The 20760-nt window shown below is 71.2% G+C and carries 17 protein-coding genes; 10 read left to right on the top strand and 7 right to left on the bottom strand.

The window, feature by feature from the left end; translation table 11 throughout:
- Window positions 1-21: 21 nt before the first annotated feature.
- Complete coding sequence (locus ACWGKU_RS25830; protein ID WP_452179587.1) at window positions 22-558, bottom strand: GNAT family N-acetyltransferase; 537 nt, start codon at window positions 556-558, stop codon at window positions 22-24.
- The gene (locus ACWGKU_RS25825; RefSeq protein WP_452179588.1) at window positions 555-1817 is read right to left on the bottom strand and encodes an XRE family transcriptional regulator; all 1263 of its coding nucleotides are present in this window, start codon (window positions 1815-1817) and stop codon (window positions 555-557) included. Before ACWGKU_RS25825 ends, ACWGKU_RS25830 begins: the two co-directional genes overlap by 4 nt.
- A gap of 217 nt (window positions 1818-2034) precedes the next feature.
- Between ACWGKU_RS25825 and ACWGKU_RS25820 the strand changes: the two genes are divergently transcribed.
- The 9 genes from ACWGKU_RS25820 (at window position 2035) to ACWGKU_RS25780 (ending at window position 10305) form a co-directional block, all read left to right on the top strand.
- A complete protein-coding gene (locus ACWGKU_RS25820) occupies window positions 2035-3030 on the top strand; it encodes an NAD-dependent epimerase/dehydratase family protein (protein ID WP_452179589.1) in 996 nt (331 codons plus the stop codon).
- Window positions 3031-3062: 32 nt separating this feature from the next.
- Window positions 3063-4031 (top strand): thymidylate synthase, encoded by a 969-nt coding sequence (locus tag ACWGKU_RS25815; RefSeq protein WP_452179590.1) that lies wholly within the window; start codon window positions 3063-3065, stop codon window positions 4029-4031.
- Between the two features lie 5 nt (window positions 4032-4036).
- The gene (locus ACWGKU_RS25810) at window positions 4037-5755 is read left to right on the top strand and encodes a carbamoyltransferase family protein (RefSeq protein ID WP_452179591.1); all 1719 of its coding nucleotides are present in this window, start codon (window positions 4037-4039) and stop codon (window positions 5753-5755) included.
- On the top strand, window positions 5752-6807 hold the full coding sequence (locus ACWGKU_RS25805; RefSeq protein WP_452179592.1) for a hypothetical protein: 1056 nt from the start codon (window positions 5752-5754) through the stop codon (window positions 6805-6807). The genes ACWGKU_RS25810 and ACWGKU_RS25805 overlap by 4 nt, the downstream gene beginning before the upstream one ends.
- Complete coding sequence (locus ACWGKU_RS25800; RefSeq protein WP_452179593.1) at window positions 6804-7646, top strand: radical SAM protein; 843 nt, start codon at window positions 6804-6806, stop codon at window positions 7644-7646. Before ACWGKU_RS25805 ends, ACWGKU_RS25800 begins: the two co-directional genes overlap by 4 nt.
- A gap of 83 nt (window positions 7647-7729) precedes the next feature.
- The gene (locus ACWGKU_RS25795; RefSeq protein WP_452179594.1) at window positions 7730-8239 is read left to right on the top strand and encodes a topology modulation protein; all 510 of its coding nucleotides are present in this window, start codon (window positions 7730-7732) and stop codon (window positions 8237-8239) included.
- A 34-nt stretch (window positions 8240-8273) separates the two neighbouring features.
- The gene (locus tag ACWGKU_RS25790) at window positions 8274-9074 is read left to right on the top strand and encodes a class I SAM-dependent methyltransferase (RefSeq protein ID WP_452179595.1); all 801 of its coding nucleotides are present in this window, start codon (window positions 8274-8276) and stop codon (window positions 9072-9074) included.
- A complete protein-coding gene (locus ACWGKU_RS25785) occupies window positions 9071-9850 on the top strand; it encodes a phosphotransferase (protein WP_452179596.1) in 780 nt (259 codons plus the stop codon). Before ACWGKU_RS25790 ends, ACWGKU_RS25785 begins: the two co-directional genes overlap by 4 nt.
- The gene (locus ACWGKU_RS25780) at window positions 9847-10305 is read left to right on the top strand and encodes an NUDIX domain-containing protein (RefSeq protein ID WP_452179597.1); all 459 of its coding nucleotides are present in this window, start codon (window positions 9847-9849) and stop codon (window positions 10303-10305) included. Before ACWGKU_RS25785 ends, ACWGKU_RS25780 begins: the two co-directional genes overlap by 4 nt.
- Window positions 10306-10404: 99 nt before the next feature.
- Here ACWGKU_RS25780 and ACWGKU_RS25775 read toward each other — a convergent pair whose 3' ends face one another.
- From ACWGKU_RS25775 to ACWGKU_RS25755, 5 genes are all read right to left on the bottom strand, one after another.
- Window positions 10405-10587, bottom strand: a complete 183-nt coding sequence (locus tag ACWGKU_RS25775) for a hypothetical protein (RefSeq protein WP_452179598.1) — start codon at window positions 10585-10587, stop codon at window positions 10405-10407.
- 508 nt (window positions 10588-11095) lie between these two features.
- Complete coding sequence (locus ACWGKU_RS25770) at window positions 11096-12013, bottom strand: hypothetical protein (RefSeq protein WP_452179599.1); 918 nt, start codon at window positions 12011-12013, stop codon at window positions 11096-11098.
- Window positions 12014-12453: 440 nt separating this feature from the next.
- Entirely contained in the window at window positions 12454-15726 is a 3273-nt protein-coding gene (locus ACWGKU_RS25765; protein WP_452179600.1) for a LamG-like jellyroll fold domain-containing protein, read from the bottom strand.
- On the bottom strand, window positions 15723-16031 hold the full coding sequence (locus tag ACWGKU_RS25760; RefSeq protein ID WP_452179601.1) for a LamG-like jellyroll fold domain-containing protein: 309 nt from the start codon (window positions 16029-16031) through the stop codon (window positions 15723-15725). The genes ACWGKU_RS25765 and ACWGKU_RS25760 overlap by 4 nt, the downstream gene beginning before the upstream one ends.
- Before the next feature lie 528 nt (window positions 16032-16559).
- Window positions 16560-18305, bottom strand: coding sequence for a GDSL-type esterase/lipase family protein (locus ACWGKU_RS25755; protein WP_452179602.1), 1746 nt, complete (start codon window positions 18303-18305; stop codon window positions 16560-16562).
- 479 nt (window positions 18306-18784) lie between these two features.
- Here ACWGKU_RS25755 and ACWGKU_RS25750 point away from each other — a divergent pair, with 479 nt between their 5' ends.
- On the top strand, window positions 18785-20722 hold the full coding sequence (locus tag ACWGKU_RS25750; RefSeq protein WP_401044415.1) for a PIG-L family deacetylase: 1938 nt from the start codon (window positions 18785-18787) through the stop codon (window positions 20720-20722).
- The last annotated feature ends 38 nt before the right edge of the window (window positions 20723-20760 follow it).

Raw genomic sequence — 20760 nt, 5'->3', positions numbered from 1 at the left:
TCGCTGAGCCTGGCCGGGTCCTCAGACCACGCACTTCCTGATCATCGCCACGAGCGGCGGCGCGTCAGGGTTGGGCTGGACCTCGTTGACCGCGGTGTACCCCCATGCCTCGTACAGTGCGAGCACTTTGCCGTCGCCGGCGGCGGGGTTCACCATCAGGGTGATCCGCTCCTCGGGGCGGTTGCCGGCGAGTTCTTCGTGGATGCGGCGTGCGGCGCCCGTGCCGCGCCATGGGGTGCGGACTCCCAGCTCCTTGAGGGCGAAGACCGGGTCGGCGGTGAGCTCGGGCGCCATCGGCTTGGGCATCCGGGTCCACCAGCGGTCGCCGGAAAGGATGGTGTTGCCGTAGGCGTAGCCGATCGGTTCGTTCTCGTCGTAGCCGATGACGGCTTCGAAGCCGGGCTCGCCGCCGTGGCGGTCGAGGCGCTCGGCGAACGTGGTGACGGCGTAGTTGGGGAGGTGAAGCAGCGGTGCGCGCACATCCGCGTAGAGGTCGATCAGGGTCTGGCGTGCGAGGGGGGTCAGCTCGGTGAAGTGGTGCAGGTCCGGCTCGGTCACGCGGGAGTCCTCCGGGTGTCGTCGGTGTACTGGTCCCAGAGTTGCGCATGGGGACTGTTCGGCGCCACGTTCAGCAGGGCCGAGCCGAAGCGGTCGAGCATGCCGGCGACCCGGGGGTGCGCGGCCAATCCCGTCGGGATGGCCATGGCGGTGGCGACGGCCGGTTCGAGGTCGCCCTGGCCGAGTTGGGCGCGGGCGAGCCGGGCGTTGGTGATGGCGCGGCTCCGCTGCATGTGAGGACGGAGCAGGCCGAGGCTTCGGTGAGCGTGGGACTCGGCGTCCTCGTAGCGGCCGAGCGCCAGGTGGGCGGCGAGTGCGAGGGAGTCGAGCTCGGCCTGGTCGTAGTGCGCCGCCAGCCAGACCGGGCGGACTTCGCCGGCGCCCGCCCGGTCGAGCGCGTCCTGGGCGCGGCCGACGGACCGGCGGACGGCGTTCACGTCACCGGTGAGGCCGTGGATCGCGGCGTGTCGGGAGTGTCCGAGGGAGGCGAACAGGGGATCGCGGCGGGCGATCGGAAGGTTGCGGGCGACGTTGTTGGCCGCGAGGGCTTCGTTCGGCTTGCGCATGTGCCGGTAGAGGCTGCCAGCGTGGGACCAGATGCGGAACTGGATGGCGGCGTCCCCGGACATCGCGGCCAGGCTCGCGGCTCGTTCGTGATGGCGAAGTGCGGCGTCGAAGCGCCGGCCGTCGATGGCGGCCCACAGTGCGGAGGACATGAAGGACGCGGCGCAACCGAAGAGTGCGGCGCGGACGCGTTGGCTGGCGGCCCCGTGCTGCTGGAGGTCGAGCGCCTCGTCGGCAAGTGCTTCGGCCCGCGCTTCGATGCTGAGCTTGCCTCCGTGTCGATGGTCGCTGGCGATCACCTCAGCGAACCGGGTGTTGAGCCGCTCCACGTCGCTGTGGCCGATCCTGTGGGGCGCTGCCACGGCGGGGGATCCGACCGCGAGGGCGGTTCCGGTCACGGCGGTCACGAAAGCTCGTCGCTTCACATCATCCTCCGGGTGCACGCGATTGCCTCGCCCGGGTTGAACGAACCCGAGGTCTGGACCAGTACACCCGAATACTGCCCTGAGTGCTTCCCGATGTTTTGCTGGTGGCCAACTGGTCTTGGCCGTCAGCCAGTTGTGGACCGTTCGCTCTGATACGGTGCCCGGCTTTCCCGTCAGGCGGCCGATCTCCAGGTTGACGCGATGGGCCAACTCGGCCTGTGTCAGGCCGAGGTCGTCCATGAATCGGCGAAGTGCGAGGTTGTCCGCCATGTGCACAAAGTAGCGCCGCGACTACTGGCGCGCACGCTTTCGAGTAATGGGAAGGTCAAGTTTTCCGGTCGTCCGCGAGTGCGGGCTGCCGAGTTCTTCCTGACCCGTGGTGCTCCGAGGGCCGTTGACTGGATGCAGTCGTCCGAAGGCTCCGCTGATCGGCGGAGCTAAACGTGCGTGCCAGCGGCACCAACTCACCCTGCACTCAGGAGACTTCATGAACGATCGCCACGGCGTGGAGCGTCACGGGTTGAAGAGGGTCGTCGTGACCGGAGCGGCCGGCTTCATCGGCTCGCACCTGGTCGACGCGCTCCTCGCGGCTGGGGTCACCGTCGTCGGTGTGGACCGCCGCGATCCCGAGACCGATCCGGTGGCGGCGGCGAACCTCGGGGCTGCCCTGGGGAGCCCGGGCTTCACCTTCGTCGTCGCCGACCTGAGGACCTGCCCGCTCGCGGCGCTGTTCCTCCAGGCCGACGCCGTCTTCCACTTCGCAGGCCTGCCGGGGGTGCGCGGGTCCTGGGGCGAGCGGTTCGCCGAGTACACCGGCTGCAACGTGTTCGCGACCGAGCGGGTGCTGGCCGCTTGCGAGGACGTCCGCGTTCCGCGACTGGTCTACGCCTCGTCGTCCAGCGTGTACGGCACCATCCTCGAAGGCGCGTCCGGCGAGCAGCGGACGCCGACGCCGGAGTCGCCGTACGCGGTCAGCAAGCTGGCCGGCGAGCAGCTTTGCCTCGCCCACGCGGGCAAGGCCTCGTCGGCGGTCACCGCGGTGGCGCTGCGGCTGTTCACCGTCTACGGCCCGCGTCAGCGGCCGGACATGCTGATCGGCCGCGCACTCGCGGCGGCGCTGGGAGGTCCCGCCCTGAACCTGTACGGGAGCGGCGACCAGCGCCGGGACTTCACGTACGTCGGCGACGTCGTCCAAGCCGCGATCGCCGCCGCGACCACCGGGATCGAAAGCGCCGTGCTCAACATCGGCGCCGGTGTCAGCACCAGCGTGCTCGACGTCCTGGCCGCGATTGAGGAACTGACCGGCCGCCCCGTGCCGGTCAACCGGATGCCGGCCAAGCCCGGCGACGTGGACGCCACCCTCGCCGACCGCTCCCGGGCCGGTGAACTCCTCGGCTGGAAGCCCCGCACCGCCCTCGTCCAGGGCATCTCCCGCCAGCTCGCCCACCTCACGGCCATCTCCCCGCAGCTCGCGAGCGCCTGAACGGTCCCGTCCCGACGTCCAACGGAGTCACTGTGTTCGTCACCGCCGCCGACAGCGCGAACGCGTTGTTCACCCGTGCCGGCAAGACCATCCTGAGCCAGGGCCGCAGCGTCGCGCCGCGCGGCATGGCCACGGCCGAGCTCATGGGTGCCTACCTCAAGTTGACCGACCCCACGGCCCGGCTCGTCCACCTGGACCCGCACCGGGTGCTCAACCCGGCGTTCGCCGCCGCCGAGACGGTCTGGATTCTCTCCGGCTCCAGCGCCGACTGGATCCACGACTTCAACAGCCGCCTCGCCGCCCTCACCGACCACGGCGCCCTCCAGGGCGCCTACGGGCCGCGGCTGCGGCGCTGGCACGGGCAAATGGACCAGCTCGACTACGTCCGGGGCCAGTTGACGCGCGACAGCGAGAGCCGTCGGGCCGTCGTGCAGATCTTCGACCCCAGCAGGGACACCGCCGGCCACAAGGACGTCCCCTGCACCCTCGGATACCGCTTCTACCTGCGTGCCGGCCGCCTGGAGATGCACACCAGCATGCGGAGCCAGGACGTGTGGCTCGGTCTCCCGTACGACCTGATCACCACCACCGTTCTGCACGAACTGATGGCCGGCTGGCTCGGCGTCGAGGTCGGCGACTACCACCACCACGTCGACTCCCTGCACCTGTACACCCAACACCAGGACAGCGCCTGGCAGTTGCCCGTCGAGGAGGAGCCCTCACGACGGTGGCAGCCGGTCGGCGTCCCGTGGGACGACTTCGACCCGGTGCTGAAGCAGGTGACGGCAGGCGAGGCCGTCGGGCATCCGGTCTGGGACGGCTTCGCCGCGGTCCTGGCCAGCTACCGGCTCTGGAAGGCCGGGCGGTGCGACGAGGCCCGTGCCCGGGCCGCCGACGTGCCCGGACCGCTGCCCGAGGCGATGGGGCTCTGGTACGACCAGCGCGAGCAGAGGGTCCCGCTCGCCCAGATGCCGGCACCGGCGATTCCGGCGAAGAGGTGACCGGGATGACCGCGAACCGCAGCACCGTGTTGGGCCTGTGCTCCTACACCCACGACTCCGCCGCCGCCCTGGTCGTCGACGGCAAGCTCGTCGGCTTCGTCGAGGAGGAGCGGCTCAGCGGCGTCAAGCACGACAAGCGCTTCCCGACCCTGGCCGTGGCATGGCTCCTGGACGAGGCGGGCCTGGCCCGCGCGGACGTCGACACCGTCGCGTACAACTTCACGCCGCAGCTCTACCTGCGGGCGGTTCCCGCCGCGCTCGCCCACGCCGTGCGGCCGGCGACGTCGGCCAGGGCGCTGCCGAGGGCCCGCTCGTTCGCCAAGGTCGCGGCCAACACCCGCGGACGCCTGGCGCGTCTGTCCGGAGCCTTCCCGAACGCCTCCGTACAGCCCGTCCTCCACCACCGGGCCCACGGGCTGTACGCCTTCGCCGCTTCCGGCTACCAGGACGCCGCCGTGCTCGTGGTGGACAGCCTGGGGGAGGTGCAGGCCACCACGATCGGGCACGCCCGACGGAGCGCGAACGGCTGCTCGTACCGGATCGTCCACGCCCAGGACGACCCGGCCTCGCTCGGTTACGTGTACGGCGCGGTCACCGAGCACCTGGGCTGGCGGCGGGGCGACGAGGAGGGCACCGTCATGGCGCTGGCCGCCCTCGGCGACCCGAAGCGGTTCCGGCCGCTGTTCGCCGAGGCCGTCCGGCTCACCACCGACGGCTTCGCACTCGACCACCGGTTGATCGGGCTGCGCGTCATGGACAGCCGCTACCCGCGGCTGACGGCCGCCTTCACGGCGCTGAGCTGCCCGCCCCGGCGGCCGGACGAGGACGTCGAGCCGGTCCACGCGGACCTCGCGGCCGCCCTCCAGGAACGCACCGAGCAGGTGATGCTGTACCTGGCACGGATCGCCCGCGAGCGGACGGGCGCCCGGCTGCTGTGCGTCGGCGGCGGCGTCGCGATGAACTGCGTCAGCATCGGCAAGATCATCGCCTCCGGACTGTTCGACGAGGTCGCCGTTCCACCGGCGCCCGGCGACTCCGGCACGGCGATCGGCGCTGCGGCCGCCGTCCACCTCAGCCGGCACGGGAACCTTCCGGCCGGTCTGGCTCGGTCCTGCTACCTCGGGCCGGCGTTCCCCGGTCTGGAACTGCCGTCCGAGCCGCGTCCCGGCATGACCGCCCAGCGACTATTAGATCCGGCCGGACACGTCGCCGGCGAGCTCGCCCGGGGGACCATCGTCGGAGTGTTCCAGGGGAACGGCGAGGCCGGGCCGCGGGCGCTCGGGAACCGTTCGATCCTCGCGTCGCCGCTACGGGACGGCGTCGTGGAGCGGCTCAACTCCACCGTCAAGTTCCGGGAGCCGTTCCGCCCGTTCGCGCCGGTCGTGCTGGCCGATCGGGCCGACGACTACTTCACCCTCGGCCAGGAAGCGCCGTTCATGTCGATGGCCTCGCCGGTCACCGAAGTGGCCCACGAGCGGATCCCGGCCGTCGTCCACGCCAACGGGACCGCTCGGGTGCAGACGCTGGCGCCCAGGGACAACCCCCTCCTCGCCGGGATCCTGGCGGCCTTCGCCGAGATCACGGGCGTGCCCGTGCTGATCAACACCTCCTTGAACGTCAAGGGCAAGCCGATGTGCGGCACCCCGGAGATGGCCCTCGACTGCCTGGCCGAGTCCGGGCTGGACGCGCTCCTGGTCGGGGACTGGTGGGTGACCAAGGCATGAGGATCGGCTACAGCTTCTGGGGCTTCCTCGGGTCCGGTATCACCGACACCCCCGACGGCGGGCGGAGCCACCGCCGAACCCTGTTGGACGGGCTCACCGCCCGCGGCCATGACGTCATCCCGCTGCAGGCCGACAGGGACCTGGCGGAGGCCGGCACCGACCTCACCGCCCACTACCAGTGGGACGGCGGCCTGCCCGAGATCGACGCCCTGGTCCTGGAGTGGCGTTGGCCGGTTCCCGGACGCAACACCACCCCGTGCGGCAGCGAAGGGCACACCTGCGACCTCCACCGGCAGCAGGAACTCCTCGACCACTACACCCACCACCTCGGCATCCGTACGGTGCTCTGGGACAAGGACCAGCAGCTGTCCTCCGACGACCCGCTCCGAGCTGTCGGCCACGTGCAGGTCTGCGAACCGGCACTGCACCCCTCGCCGGGGACCGAGAGCCTGCTCTTCCCTGTCGACGACGACGCGCTCGACCGAGCGCACCCCGCCGCTCTCGCCGCACACGGGCGCCCGGTGCCGCTGGTGTACATCGGCAACCAGTACGACCGCGATGCCGCCTTCGACCGGTACTTCGCCCCGGCCGCAGCCCGGCTGCCGCACCGGGTGGCCGGGAAGTGGACCGACACCGCTCGGTGGCCGGACGTGAACTTCACCGGGCGCATCCCGTTCGACGAAGTCGCCCCGCTCTACGAGGCCTCGGTGACCACCGTGCTGCTGGCCCCCGAGCGGTACGCGCGAAGCGGCCAGTTCACCCAGCGGATCTTCGAGTCCGTCCTCGCCGGCTGCCTGCCGCTGGTGCCGGCCACCATCCGGGGGGCCGACGCGGTGGTGCCGCGGGAGCTGGTCGTCACCGGTGGTCCCGACGTACTGGCCACCGTCACCGCGCTCACCCGCATCACCGGCAGCCAGGCCCACGCCGACCTAATCGCCCGCTGCATCGACGGACTCGACCGGTTCCGTCTCACCCGCCAACTGCGCACCCTCGACCGCGTGCTGAACAACACGCCGGCCCCGCTCCCATCGACGGAAGGAAACCGTACGTGAACTCGATCCCTCCCGTACTCCCCGGCATCCAGCGGGTCGAGAAGCTCTACCTGGAGCTGCTCTTCCGCTGCAACTTCTCCTGCACCACCTGCTACCACGGCGAGGACCTCAAGCGGCCCGACACCGTCACCATCGACCAGGCCTCCGCCGCCCTCACCTACTTCCTCGCCCGTTTCGACTGCCGCGAGGTGTGCCTGCTGGGCGGGGAGCCCCTGCTCTTCGAGGGCCTGCCGACCGTCCTGACCGTCGCCAAGTCGCTCGGCTACCGCACCGAGATCTGCACCAACGGCTACAAGCGGCGGGCCTTCCTCGCCCGCGCCGCCGAGCACCTCGACATGCTGAGGGTCTCGCTCGACGGCGGCACCGCCGAGGCCCACGACCGGATCCGACGCCCGGGCTCCTTCGAGGCCGCCTTCGACACCCTCGCCTGGGCCCTCGGCCGGGACCTCCCCTTCGGCGCGACCTGCACCCTCACCGGGGAGAACATCACGACCATCCCGGCGCTCGCCGAGCGACTGCGCGACCTCGGTGCCGAGGACCTGATGCTGCACCGCGTCCGTCCGGTCGGCAACGCCGCCACCAGCGGCGTCACCACCGTCACCTGGGAACAGACCCAGGAGCTCCACGAACGGCTGACCGCCATGGGCCTCGGCGGGATGAAGGTCAACACCGACATCCTGCTGCCCGAACGGTGCCCGCCGCCCAGCGACGTCGTGGAGAAGCTGGAGATCGCGCCCGACGGGCGGGTCTACCTGTCCTGTGCCGATGTCGCCGGCCCCGGCCGGGAGGTCCGCTTCGACTTCGACCGGGCCGTTCTGGTGCCCGTCGAGGCACGGTGAGCAGGTCGGAGCGCACCGCCTCGGCCACCGGCCAGGGCCGAGCGCGACCCGGTCCGTCCCACGGCTCGGTAGCCTGTGGCGACATGGACAGGATCGCCATCATCGGCTGCGGCGGCAGCGGCAAGACCACGGTCGGACGCCAGCTCGCCGCCAAGATCAACGCCCCCGTCACCCACCTCGACGGCGTCTACTACGACGCCGACTGGAACACCCTGCCGCCCGAGAAGTTCGCGGCGATCCAGGAGGACCTGGTCGCCGAACCGCGCTGGGTGATCGACGGGAACTTCGCCTCCACCCTCCCCATCCGCCTCAAGCGAGCCGACACCGTCGTTTTCCTCGACATCCCCCCGATCGTCTGCCTCTGGGGGATCCTGCAGCGCCGCCGCCGCTACCGCGGTGGCCAGCACACCGAGCAGGGCGTCTTCGACCGCATCCACTGGGCTTTCATCCGCTACGTCCTCGGCTATCGGCGCCAGATGCGGCCCAAGATCCGCGCCCTGATCGCCGAACACGCCGGCCACGCCCGCGTCGTCACCCTCACCAGCCGCCGGGCCGCACGCCGCTTCGTCGCGGGCGTGCCTCCCCGAACATGAACTGACCCCCTCCCCGGGAAGGCTCCACCTGTCCATGACCGCCAACCCGTTCCTCGACACCGACCGCGTCCGCGACACCCTGTACTCCGACGCGGGCCGCCTCGCCCAGCGCACCACCGCACTCGCCCGCGCCAAGACCTTCGGCCGACACCCGGCCGCCGTCATCGCGGAACTCGCCGCGGACGGGCCGCGAGGCACCGTCCTCGACATCGGCTGCGGGCGCGGCACCACCACCGTCGCGCTCGCCGAGCGCCTCGACCCGCCGAAGCTCATCGCCTTCGACCAGTCCGCCGCCCTGCTCACCGAGGCCCAGCGGCGGCTGGCCGGACGGATGGGCGTGCGATACATGCGCGGCGACTTCCACAGCATCGCCCTGCCCGACGCCTCGGTTGCGGTCGCCGCGGCCGCGTTCTGCCTCTACCACTCGCCGGAGCCGGCAGCCGTGGTCGCAGAGATCGCCCGCTGCCTGTCGCCCGGCGGGCTGTCCATCACGGTCACCAAGTCCGCCGACAGCTACCAGGAGCTGGACGAGGCGATCGCCGCCAGCGGCCTGGACCCGGAGGCGGCCGACCGACCGAGCCTGTACGAGACCTTCCACAGCGACAACCAGGCCGACATCGTGGGAAGTTGCCTCGACGTCCGGGAGATCATCCACGACGAGCACCGTTTCCGCTTCACCGGCGCCGCGCACATCGCCGCCTACGCCGCCACCAACCCCAAGTACCGACTCCCCTCCGATGCGAGGCAGATCGCCGAGAAGCTGCGGCAGACGATCGGTGACGGCCCGCTGGAGACCGCCTCGACCGTCACCTACGTGGTGGCCGCCCGCCGATGAGGACCTTCACCAAGACCTATGACCACCCGCTGCTCCAACAGCGCTCCCTCGCCCACCAGCGGTGGTTCACCAGTGTCAACCCGGATGTTCGCACACCGCGGGTCGTCGGACAGCGTTCCGGGAAGACTGTCTACGAGCACCTCGACGGTCGCCACGCCGGTCCGGCCGACCTGGTCCTCCTCGCCGACCTCCTCGGCCACCAGCACACCTCCGCCTACCTCACTGTGCTGAAGGGCGCTCGCCTGGACACGGCCTTCACCAGCGGCGGCACCACCATCGACGGGTTCGTCGACGGCCGGCGCGAGCGGCTCCGGCGCCTCCTGGCTTCCGGATCCGTACCCGGCCCCGCCCTGACTCCCGAGGCGGCCGATGGCTGGCTTCAGCGGGCCGCCGACATGCCGGCCGCGTTCTACAAGGACGCCAATCCGCGCAACTTCCTCGTCACCGACACCGCGGTGGCCGTCATCGACTTCGACTCCCTCACCCTCGCGCCCTTCGGGTACGACCTCGCCAAGCTGGTGGTCAGCACCACCATGACCAGCGGCCCGCTGATCCCGGAGGTCGTCCGACAAGCGCTCGACACCTACAACGACCACCCCCGCAGCCGCGGTCTACCCGGCTGCTCCCGGCGCGAGTTCGCGGCCTGGTGCGAGTTCCACCACGCCCTCACCGCCCCATACCTCGGCACCAACGGATACCGCTTCGGCTGGCACACGGCCAGGCCGGGCTGGACCACCGACGTCCTGCGGCACCCCGACGAGGAGCTCGCGCCGTGACGACCAGCACCGTCATGAACAGCCGGAACGCGGTCTGCGTGATCGTCCACGACAAGGGCACCGACCGCATCGCCGCCGTGCACTACGCCGGCCCCAACTGGTCCCCACGGCCGGCCTGGACCGTCCCGGGCGGAAAGGCTGAGCCGGGGGAAGCCCTCGACGAAGCGGCCGCCCGCGAGCTCAAGGAGGAGACCGGTCTGCTGGTCGACCCCCTGAACCTCGAACTCGTCCACGTCGTCCACGTCGAGCAGAGTTACGACGGACTCGGGCAGTTCGTCCTCTTCGTCTTCGCTACCGACCGCTGGACCGGCGAGCTCGTCAACACCGAGCCGGACAAGCACCTGGCCGCGGAATGGGTCGCCGCGGCAGACCTCCCCGAACCGGCCTTCCCGACCGCCAGGATCGCGCTCACCGCGTATCAGGAAGGTGGTCCGTCGTACTCACGCTTCAGATGAGGCCGCTCCCGGCGCCGCCGGAACGATGAGCTGCTGCCGCCCGAACTCAAGATCTCGGGCGGCAGCAGCTGTTCGTTCGCTGCGAAGCGGAGCGGACGGCTACATCGCGGCGGCGAGCGGGCTCGTGGTCAGCTCGCTGATGCTCTCGGCCGCCTTGCGGGTGTGGTAGATCAACGGGCGGAGGTCGGCGGGCATTTCGGTGGTTCGTCGGAGCAGGAGGACGGCGCCCATGATGGAGTCGTGCCACAGGACCGGGGCCGCGACGGAGTCCCAGCCGGGCATGCACTCCTGGCGGCCGACGCCGAGGCGCCCCCGACGAACCCCAGCGCACCGAACTGCTCCCCCCAGCGGGGGCGACTGGTCCGGAACCAGCCAGATCGTCGCCACCGGAGACCTCGACGCCCGTGCCGGGAACGACCTGATTGCCAAGGACGGTGACACCCTCGTCCTCCTGGCGCCCCGGTCCGGGTGACCGGTCGGCCCCGTCTCTTCGGAGAGGACCCTACGGTGCCGGGGTTCTCCGGAGGCGGACCGGCACGGCCGGACGCGGGCACCCGTGCAGGGTGCTGCGCGCCCTGGTTGACGTGGATCACCGGCGCCTTTCGGTCGCGCAGTCGTTCTCGGCCGTAGCCGCATCCTTGACGGTTCGTACGGCCTTCGGCCCCGCCAGGGCGGCGTACGGGGTGGGGACGCGGTCGGTTCCTCCTTCAGGGGGGTCCACCCGGAGCGGTGCGACTCCGAACGTGCCCTGTAGGCATATGTCCGGGGTGTCGGGTGAGGGTGGTCGGGTTCAGTGCGCGGCTTCCTGCGGCCCGGTGTTGAGCGCGGAGAGCGACTGAGAGGCCCGGTCGACGCCGGCGGCGACCGCTTGACGGAAGGCCGACTCGGCTCCGGCGTGATCCCCGGCCGCTCGGCGGATCTGCCCCAGGGTGAGGAGGGCATCGGAATGACCCTTGGCGACCAGGGTATGGAGCAGCAGTTCGGCGCTCTCCCGCCGCCCGTGTTTCGCGCGGACGCGGGCGAGTGTTTTCACGGTGTCATAAGAGCGGTTCGCCAGCTCCTCGGCAGCCCCTTCCTGTCCGGTGAGTTCGAGGATCCGGACCAGGCCGTGGGCGGCGTACGACTGACCCTCGCCGAGTGCTCGCCGGTAGAGGCGTCCGGCGCGGCGGAGGTCACCCTCCTTCTCCCGGAGGCCGGCAAGGTCGAGCAGGGCCCAGTCCAGGTCCAGGTTGTACGCACGCCAGTACAGCCCGGCGGCCGCGCGGTGGTTGCCCTGTGCGGCGTGTGCCTTCCCGAGTGCGCGCAGCGCGTTCACCTCACCGAGCTCAACGGCGATCTCGGCGTATTCTCCGCTCCCCTCCCAGTCACCGCCATCGGCCAGCACCCAGGCCAGCTCCCGAGGGGCGTTCACGTCGCCTTCGACGTGGTAGGCGTGCTTGAGGACGGTGATGGCCCGAGGCTTCTCCTCCGGATTCATGTACGTCCACGCGAGCCCGGTGAACGCCTCGGTGTTGCCGGCCCGGAAGGCGCACTTGGTCAGGGCGAGGGCCAGTTGGTGTCGGCCGTTTCGGGCCAGCCAGCGGGCCTGGTACTCGATGCTGCGGGCACCGCCGGAGACGAGGGCCTCGTTGTAGAGTTCCAGTGCTGTCTGCCGCTCGCCGCGCTCCCAGGCGATGGAGGCAAGGCCCACGGTGGCGGACTTGCCCACGTCGGTACCGACGGCCCGTCGGTACCACGTCTCGGCCTCGTCGAGGCTACCGTCCTGTTCGAGCTGCCAGGCCAGTCGGACCTGCGCTCCGGTGTGACCCGCCTCGGCGGCGAGCGCGTAGTAGGGGGCGGCGTCGACCTTGTTGCGGCGCTGTTCGAGGTGCCAGGCCAGGGCGTTCAGTGCGGTGCCGCCGTCGGCGTCCGCCGTTGAGCGGGCGAGGGACGCGGCATCGGAAATCCGGTCACGGGCCGCTGCGGCGCCGGCCAGGGCCGATCGGTCGGGGGCCGCCGAATGCCGTTCTGCGGCACGCCAGAAGGCGTCCCCGGGGCAGTGGAGATTCCGTGGCTCTCACGGTCGTCGATACCTCACGGGTGATCGCCGTCCGGGCTGGTGACCGACGACAGTCCGGCCCTCCGGGGAACCGGAGGGCCGGGCGGGGGTCAGTCGTCGAGGCCGAAGTACCGGCCGAGGTAGTCGATGATCTCGACGGCGTGCGGCAGGAGTTCGGGCAGTTCGGCGGCGAGCACCTTCCGGGTGGCGGCGGACAGCGCGCCGGTGCTGGTGGCGGCCGGGCGGACGTACGGTTCCAGGCGCCGGATCAGCTCGTAGTCGCTGTCGATGTTCTCGGCGCGCATCGCCTGCTCCAGCGGCGGTGCCCCGGGCGGCGGGACGGGCGGGAGCACCCGGCTGACGTAGGTGACCCGGTGCAGGATCCGCCAGCACGGGGGCTTGGCGGAGCTCTGCCGGGCCTGTCGCAGCGCGGCGGCGTCGGGGGCGCCGCTGCCCTGCAGCCAGATCGGGTCGACGACCTTGCGGTAGAAGTCGTCGAAGTTGGCGCTGGTCCCGCCGAGGTAGAAGGTGAGGAAGCGGTAGGCGTCCACCTTGCCCGGCACCAGTACCGGCCGGCCCGCCGCGTCGTACACCAACTTGCCGTCGGTGCCGCGGCGTTGCAGGTCGCCGGAGGGCGCGCACTGGACGTCGAGGCCGAAGGAGCGGGAGGCGTCCCTGCCCTTGGCGCGGGTGGTGCTGAAGCCGCCGCCCACCGAGGCGTCCATGTGCAGCCCCCAGCCGAGGTCGATGAGGCTGAAGGCGAAATCCATGTAGCCGCCGGCCGAGCCGTGGAAGGTGTACGAGCCGGCGGTGGTTTCGGTGACGGCGTCGGTCGCCTCGGTGGTCTCGGCGAAGAAGCCGCCCTGGGCGGTCCAGACGTAGGTGTTGACCAGGTCGCGGTGGGAGAAGCCGTCGGCCGTCGCGTTCGGGCCGTCGGGGCGGCTGTCGTCGCGGGGCGCGACGTCCATGCCCATCGAGCGCAGCACCGCGCGGGCCTGGGCCTCGGCCGGGTCGTTCGCGCCGCGCTGGTCGGCCTCGGTGGAGATCGACTGGTAGTAGGCCTGCAGCCGCTGCTGGTCGCGGGTGATGCGGCGCTTGAGCGCGTAGGCGTCCTTGGGCTTGAAGTAGCTGTACTCGCCGTACCCGGTGGCGGTCGGGTAGTCGGGGTCGGTGACCTTGCCGCGCTCGTCGAAGCCGACCGCGCCGTCCAGGGTGCCCTGCTTGGTGTAGCGGGGGTTGATCGGGAAGTGAATGATGTTCCAGTCCAGCGGGATGTCCGGGTTGGGCATCATCCGGTAGGCGATCAGCGCGCCGGTGTGTGCCAGGCGCAGCGCGAAGACGTCGGCGGTCTGGGACCGCACCAGTGCCATGCCGGTGTTGGCGGGCACGTAGCGGCGGCCGACGGCCGGGTTGAGGAGCTTGGCCGGGTCCTCGGGGTAGCCGGTGAGCGCCAGCCGGGTCTTGCGGGCGGCGTTGGTGCCCTGGCTGACCTGGGTTTCGGAGCTCCAGGTGTTGGAGATCTCCAGGCTGCCGTTGATGCCGATCTTGGTCTGCCCCGAGAACAGCGGCTTGGCGATGCCGACGCCGAGCGGGGCGGTGACGGTCATGGTGTCGACGTCGGTCGCGAAGTCGAACGAGAAGTTGAAGGCGGCGTCCGTGCTCCGGGACTTGCTGGAGGACAGGCTCTGCACCACTTCCTCGGCCTCGGTGAACTCCACCGAGGAGGCCCCGGTGTGGTCGCCGGCCCCGTCGACCAGGTTCTCCGAGGGCACCGGAGGGGCGCCCTCGACGTAGCCGACCAGCTGCGGGTCGAACTGGGCCTGGCCGACCCATTCGGTGATCAGATCGCCGACCTTGTAGCCGGTGACCAGGTGCCAGCGGCCGTCCCGGACGAAGCCGTAGCAGCGCTTGAGCACGCCCAGCGCCTCGCCCTTGGCGTCGTACTGCAGGTCGGCGTACTCGCTCGCGCCGGGGCCGCCGCCGATGCTGTCGTGGAACGGGGTGCGGACGTCGGCGAGGGCCGAGCGGACCTGGGCGGTGTCGGTGGAGATCGGGGCGGTGGAGAGCAGGATCCGGGGCCGCTTGGCGGAGAAGCCCAGGCTGTTGCCGCGCAGGCCCTCGTCCCGCACCGAGGTGGTGCCGGGCTCGGTGGAGTCGCGGTCGAACGGCCAGTAGCCGAGCAGGTGCTGCTTGTCGCCGCGCAGCCGGGAGAACAGGTTGTCGGAGATTTGCTCCGCGGTCCGGACGGTGCGCCAGATCCGTATCTCCTCCAGCGTCCCGGTGAACGGGTCGGCGGGCTTGCCGCCCTCCAGCCGGGCGCCCAGGGTGAGTTGGGCCTCGCCCCAGGGCGCGGAGTCCTGCGCGGTGACGGAGCCCTCGGCCAGCGGTTCGCCGTTGCGGTACAGCCGCAGCGGGCTGGCCGCCGAGTCGGGGTCGCGGGTCCAGCGGGCGCCGCGCAGCTTGGCCGGGAAGGAACCCGAGTGGTCGAAGGCGACGTTGCCGGCGTTCTCGTCGAAGGCCCAGCGGGCCAGCAGGCCCTTCTCGCGCGGGGTGACGGGCAGTCCGACCTGGCCGGCCGCCCGCACGGCGTTCCAGATCCGCACCTCGCTCAGGACGCCGGTCAGGCCGCGGCCGATCTCCAGTTCGCTGGTGTTGGTCTGCGCACCGGGCCCGCTGTACAGGTGGTTGCCGACCAGGGTGTTGCCGATGAAGAACCGGATGTACTGCTCGGGCTGGTCCGGCGCGGGCGGCTGGGTGCTGCCGGCGGCCGCGGGCGCGGGCTGGCGGCGCTCGCGCACCACGCTCACCTTCTGCACGGCGCCGGGCGTCAGGGCCTGGGTCGAGGCGAAGCGGACGGCCTTGCCGTCGGCCTCGGCGAACGCGAACTCCAGTCGGCCGTCGGCCAGGACGCCGAACTGGTACGGGACGCCGGCCTGCCCGCCGTCGACGACCGTCCCCTTGGCGACCAGGCCCATCGGGGTACCGATCCGGTCGATCCGGACGAAGGCCTCGACGGTCAGGTCCTCCAGCAGGTCCAGTGAGTCCTGCGACTCGACCGACAGGCCCACCGCGTTGTCCATCCGCAGCGCCCAGGACTGGGTGAAGGCGGCGGCCAGGTGCGCCCACTCGTTGCACGGGAACCGCTCCGCCGACTTCACCACCCGGTCGCCGACCCGGGCCACCACCTGGTAGCCCTTGATCGGGGACGGCGGGCTGCCCGGCGTGTCGACGGTCCAGTAGCCCAGCAGGCCCGGCTCCCGGCCGGACAGCCGCCGGTCGCGCTCGGCGGCGATCTCCCGCTGGGTGCGGACCCGGTCGAAGACCCGGATCTCGTCGATCCGGCCGTCCAGGTACGCGTTGCCGAACGACAGGCCGCCGATCACCAGCGGCCCGTTGCCGGTGTACGGGCGCCGGCGGTGTGGTGGCCGACCTCGATGCCGTCGCGGTAGAGGATCTGTTCGCGGGTGGCGTTCTTGTACACCGCGGCCCAGCGGTGCCACTCCAGGTCCGGGTAGGCCTGGGCGGTGTCCAGGTCGTCGGAGTACAGCCCGAAGCGGAAGGTCTCGGTGGGGGTGAACACCAGGTGCAGCGTCTGGTCGCGGACGCCGCTCGGCGTGCCGTGGACGAGCAGCGGCCCGGTGCGGCCCCGGGACTGGTTGCGCTTGGCCCACAGCTCGATGGAAGCCATCCGGCTTGTGTCGCCGGCGGTGGCGTCGTCTCCCACGCTGAAGCAGGGGAACGCACATGAACGCTCCGGTCTTGGAGAAGGCGGCAACCGCGACACCGAGTCGGACAGGCTCGTTGCGGTTTGCCAGGACAGGCCGCAAGCGCCCACCTACTGGCCTGCGTTTCCCGGCCGCCCCAGCAGCGTCACGCCCGCAGTTGTCGACGCGATCCGGTGCCCCGGCGTCCGCTGTGCCACCACTGCGGCGGTCGTGGGGCGCTACGCCCCGCTCCGCGGGTTCGCCGGGGCGGGGATCCCGCACACGACACAGTCAGCGGCCCGCTCGGCACCTACGAGGCATTCGGCGGCACGGAGCGATTCATCGAAGCCGTCGGCACACGTCACCGTGTCTCGCCCCGGTCAGGCGCGGTACTCAAAGGCGCCGTCGTCCACCGGTCGCATCGTGTTCGTACGCGCGGATCGCCCCTCACAACCCTGCGAGGGGCGATCCGCGCGGTCAGCGGGAGGTCGCGCGTCGTCCTGATCCGGTGTTCACCAGCCGTCGGTGAGCCGGAAGGGGCGTGTGAAGGAGGCTCCGCCCGTGTTGATCCATGTGTCGAGGACGCCGTAGGTGTCGTTGCGGGCGATGAGGTCGGCGTGGCCGGTGCCGCGGAAGTCACCGGCGACGGTCTGGGAGAACGGGCCCCAGCCGTCGGTGACGCGGACGCGGGCGGCGAAGGTGCCGTCCCCGTTGCCGGCCCACAGGTACAGGGTGCCCGTCGAATCCTCCCGCGCCATCAGGTCCGCGTGGCCGGTACCGCGGAAGTCACCGGCGACCGTCTCGGAGAACGCGCCCCAGCCGGCGGTCAGGTCGGTCCTGGCGGCGAAGGACCCGTCCCCCAGGCCCGCCCACTCGTACAGGTGCCCGTCCGAGTCGTCGCGGGCGACGAGGTCGCCGGTGCCCTTGCCGTGGAAGGCTCCGGCCGTCGTCTGGGAGAAGGTGTGGGAGGGCCTGGCCGGGGCGGGCCGCGGGGCGAGGACGTCGGCGAGGGCCGCGTTCCCGTTGGTGGTGAAGTGCAGGCGGTCGGAGGAGACGTAGCCGGCGAACGCGGCGCTCGGGTTGATCGGGTCGCGGGTCGCCTCGTCGAAGTCGTGGAAGCCGTCGATCTCCGTCGTCGTGCGGATCCAGCTGTTCACGCATCGGCGCACCTGGTCCCGGGCGGCGGTGTAGTCGCCGTAGCCCTGGAAGGCGGGGATGGTGGCCACGGTGAAGCGGAGCCCGGCCGCGTGCGCGCGCGAGGCCAACTGCCGGATCCCCGACTCGATCGCGGTGTCGGAGGCGTCGTCCATCGTGATGTCGTTGATGCCCTCGTACAGCACGACGCTCCGCACCCCGGTCTGGGAGAGCACGTCCCGGTCGAAGCGGTTGAGCGCGCTCTGGCCGAACCCGGCGCGTCCTCCCGTCCCGTCGGCGAGGATCCGGTTGCCGGAGATGCCCTTGTTGACGATGCCCTTGGGCGTCGGCTGGGCCCTGAGGGCGCGCCCGTAGTCGTCGGTCCAACGGGTGTTGGAGTCCTGGTAGGTGTGCCCGCCGTCCACCTGCGAGTCGCCGAGGGCGACGACCGTCCCGTCGCTGCCGGCGGCCGTGACGTCCAGACCGCTGAGGTAGGCCCAGTAGTCGTACCTGGCGGGGAGGTTGGTGCCGTCGGTGTCCTGGCTGTGGTCGGCGCCGTCGCCGGGAGCGGAGGTGTAGGAGGTGGTGAGCGTGTAGGGGTGGTAGGGCGCGGTGGTGATCCCGTCGGGGAGCCAGAGGCTGACCAGCAGGTTCCCGTCCGCGGCGACCGGGAAGGCGGTGGGGTCGCTGTAGATCTCGCCGCCGGGCGGGATGACGGCCCGGCCGGATCCGCCGAACGTCAGGGTGACGGGCGTGGCGGTTGCCGTGGCCGGACTCCCGTTCCGGGCCGCGGTCCCGTCCTGGGCCGCGATGGTGACGTGCCCGATGGTCACCGGGTCCGGGCTGAAGGTGTTCGCCAGGCGGATCCGGGCGGAGCTGCCGCCGATGCTGGTGTGGATGACCATGCGCAGCGTCTGTCGGCCCGTCACGCCCGAGGACGCGGGTGGTCCGGCCAGGCTCATGGCGGTGCCCCAACTCCCGGTCCAGGTCGAGGACGTGGGACGGGGTGCGCTCGTGCCGGACGCCGGCGCGGCAGCCAGCGGCCCGCAGCCGGTGGTCGCGTGCGCGGGGGCGGTGGGCGGCAGGCCGGCGAACGCGCCGACGACGACAGCGGCTGCCGCCATGGCGGACAGGCGGCTCCGCGGCGGGCGGTGGGCGACGTACACAGGAGTCCTTTCGCTGGGTACGGAAAACCTCTTTCCGCGCGGTCCAGGCGACGGATAATGGCGGCGCCCTCTTTCCCGGACGAGGAAATCCGATAAAGCGGCGAGAACTCTCGGAGCTCGTCCGCCACCCCACGATGCAATCACTCCCGGCTCGGAGTCCGCCATGTGGAACACCAGGCGGAAAGCATGGGGAAGTTCCTGCAGAAACCGCGCCACCAGGCATGATCCGCCGGTGGCGCACGGTTCGACGGAGGAGCGGATTCGTCCGGGACCGAACCGGATGGGCGAGAAGCGGACAGCTTGGCCTGATCGTACGTCAGTCGACTGTTGCCCACCCGCCGGATTTGCGATATACCGTCTCGAGCATTTCCTGCTCGACAATCCGCCAATTACCTCCTGGCGTGATTACCTGCCGACCTCGAATTAGGGGAAATCACATGGCAATCGGACGACGGCGACTCCTCGCCTCCCTCGCAGTCACTGCCCTCGCCGCACCCGTCCTGGCCAAGGGGACCGCGACCCGCGCCGCTGCGGCCACGAGTACGGGCGCGGCTCTGACCGCCGGCTCCGAGCCGCTGTTCATGCAGGTCGTCGCCCACGAGGACGACGACATCCTGTTCATGAACCCGGACCTGTCCAACGCGATCGCCAACGGCACGCCGTCCGTCACGGTGTTCGTCACCGCGGGGAACATCACCGGTGACCCGTGTTCGGGCTGCGGGGACCCCGCCGGCGATCCGCTGCGCACCTGGAACCGCCAGATGGGCGCCGTCAACGCCTACTCCCGGATGGCCGGGGTCGGTGACACCGACCCGTCGACCGACGAGATCGGGCACTGGATCGTCGAGGCGTGGACGGTCGCGGGCAAGCAGGTCGAGCGGTACATGCTCAGGGACCGGTCGGTGCACCTGATCTTCCTCAACCTGCACGACGCCGGGCTCGCCGATGTGCTGAACGGCGGCACTGACACCACGGTCGTCCCGAAGGGCAGCCCGATGTCCGGGCCGTCGACCTACACGGCGGCGGACGTCGTCGAGGTGCTGCGGCAGATCATGGTGACGTACCGGCCGACCGTGCTCCGGGCTCAGGACGAACTCCCGGACACCCGCTACAAGGGCGACCACTCGGACCACATCTCCGCCGCGAAGTTCGCAGGCGTGGCGGCGAGTCAGTACGGCGGCTCGCTGATCCAGGTGAACTACCGGGACTACAACATCAGCGACTGCCCGGTGAACCTGGACCCGGCGACGGTCGACACCAAGGGCGTGATCGTCTCCGAGTACGCCAGCCACGACCACTCGGGGAGCTACGAGACCGCCTGGTTCTCCCGGATGTACTACCGCTGGTCGCGGGGCACCTCCTGGGCCGGGCTGAACCAGGACGGCCGGCCGCAGGTCTTCGTCGTCCGGGCGGGCTCCCTCTACACCTACTGGCGCCAGTCGGACGGCAGTTGGGGCGGCCCGGCACGGTTCGCCGACCCGGGCGGGCGGCTGGCGCCGGGCATCGTGGTCGGCACCAACGCCGACGGCCGGATGGAGGTCTTCGCCCGCCGCCTGACCGACCATCACATCGTCTCCGTGCCGCAGACCACGCCCAACGGCGTGTGGCGGAACAGCTGGGCCGACCTCGGCAACCCCAACGCCGGGCTCAACAACGTGGACCAGGTCGGCGTGCCCGCGGTGGTCTCCTCCCAGGACGGCCGGTTGGAACTCTTCATCAAGAACGGCGGCGGCGGCCTCAGCTCGATCCGGCAGACCACCCCGAACGGTGCCTGGACGACCACCTGGGAGGACCTGCGCGGCACCGACATCCAGGACCCGGTCACCGCGATCCGCAACGGTGCCGGGAGGATCGAGGTCTTCGCCAGCACCCGCGCCGAGGTCCTCAACTGGTGGCAGACCGCCCCGAACGACGCCATCAACGGCCCGGTCGCGATCCCGAACGCCCGCCCGGCGAGCCCGCCCAAGGCCGCGCTCGACCAGGACGGGCGGATCGAACTCGCCTACCGCGAGGCCGGCACCGGCGCGATGCTGGTCAGCTACCAGACCCAGCTCGGCAGTTCGTGGAGCCAGTCCCCGGTCAACCTCGGCGGCCACGCGGGCGTGGGCGAGCCGGCGATGGCCACTCTCCGCGGACAGGTCGTCCTGTTCGAGCGCAACGGCGGTGGCGGCGTGAGCACCACCGCCCAGACCGCCCCGAACTCCGGCTACGGCGCCTGGCAGGACCTCGGCGGCACCGTCCTCGACTACCCGACCGCGATCGTCGGCAGCGGCGATGTCCTCTACGTGTTCGCCATCGGCACGGACGGCCGCGTCTACGTCCGTGCGGGCACCTCGGCCACCGGTTTCGGCGGCTGGCAGGGCCTGCCGCTCTGACCGCAGGTCTCGCCGTCCGGTCGGGAGCAGTCCCGACC

It is taken from the genome of Kitasatospora sp. NPDC054768 (assembly GCF_053612025.1).
Note: the sequence above shows the minus strand (reverse complement) of the source record. Positions and strands in the feature narration are given on the sequence as shown.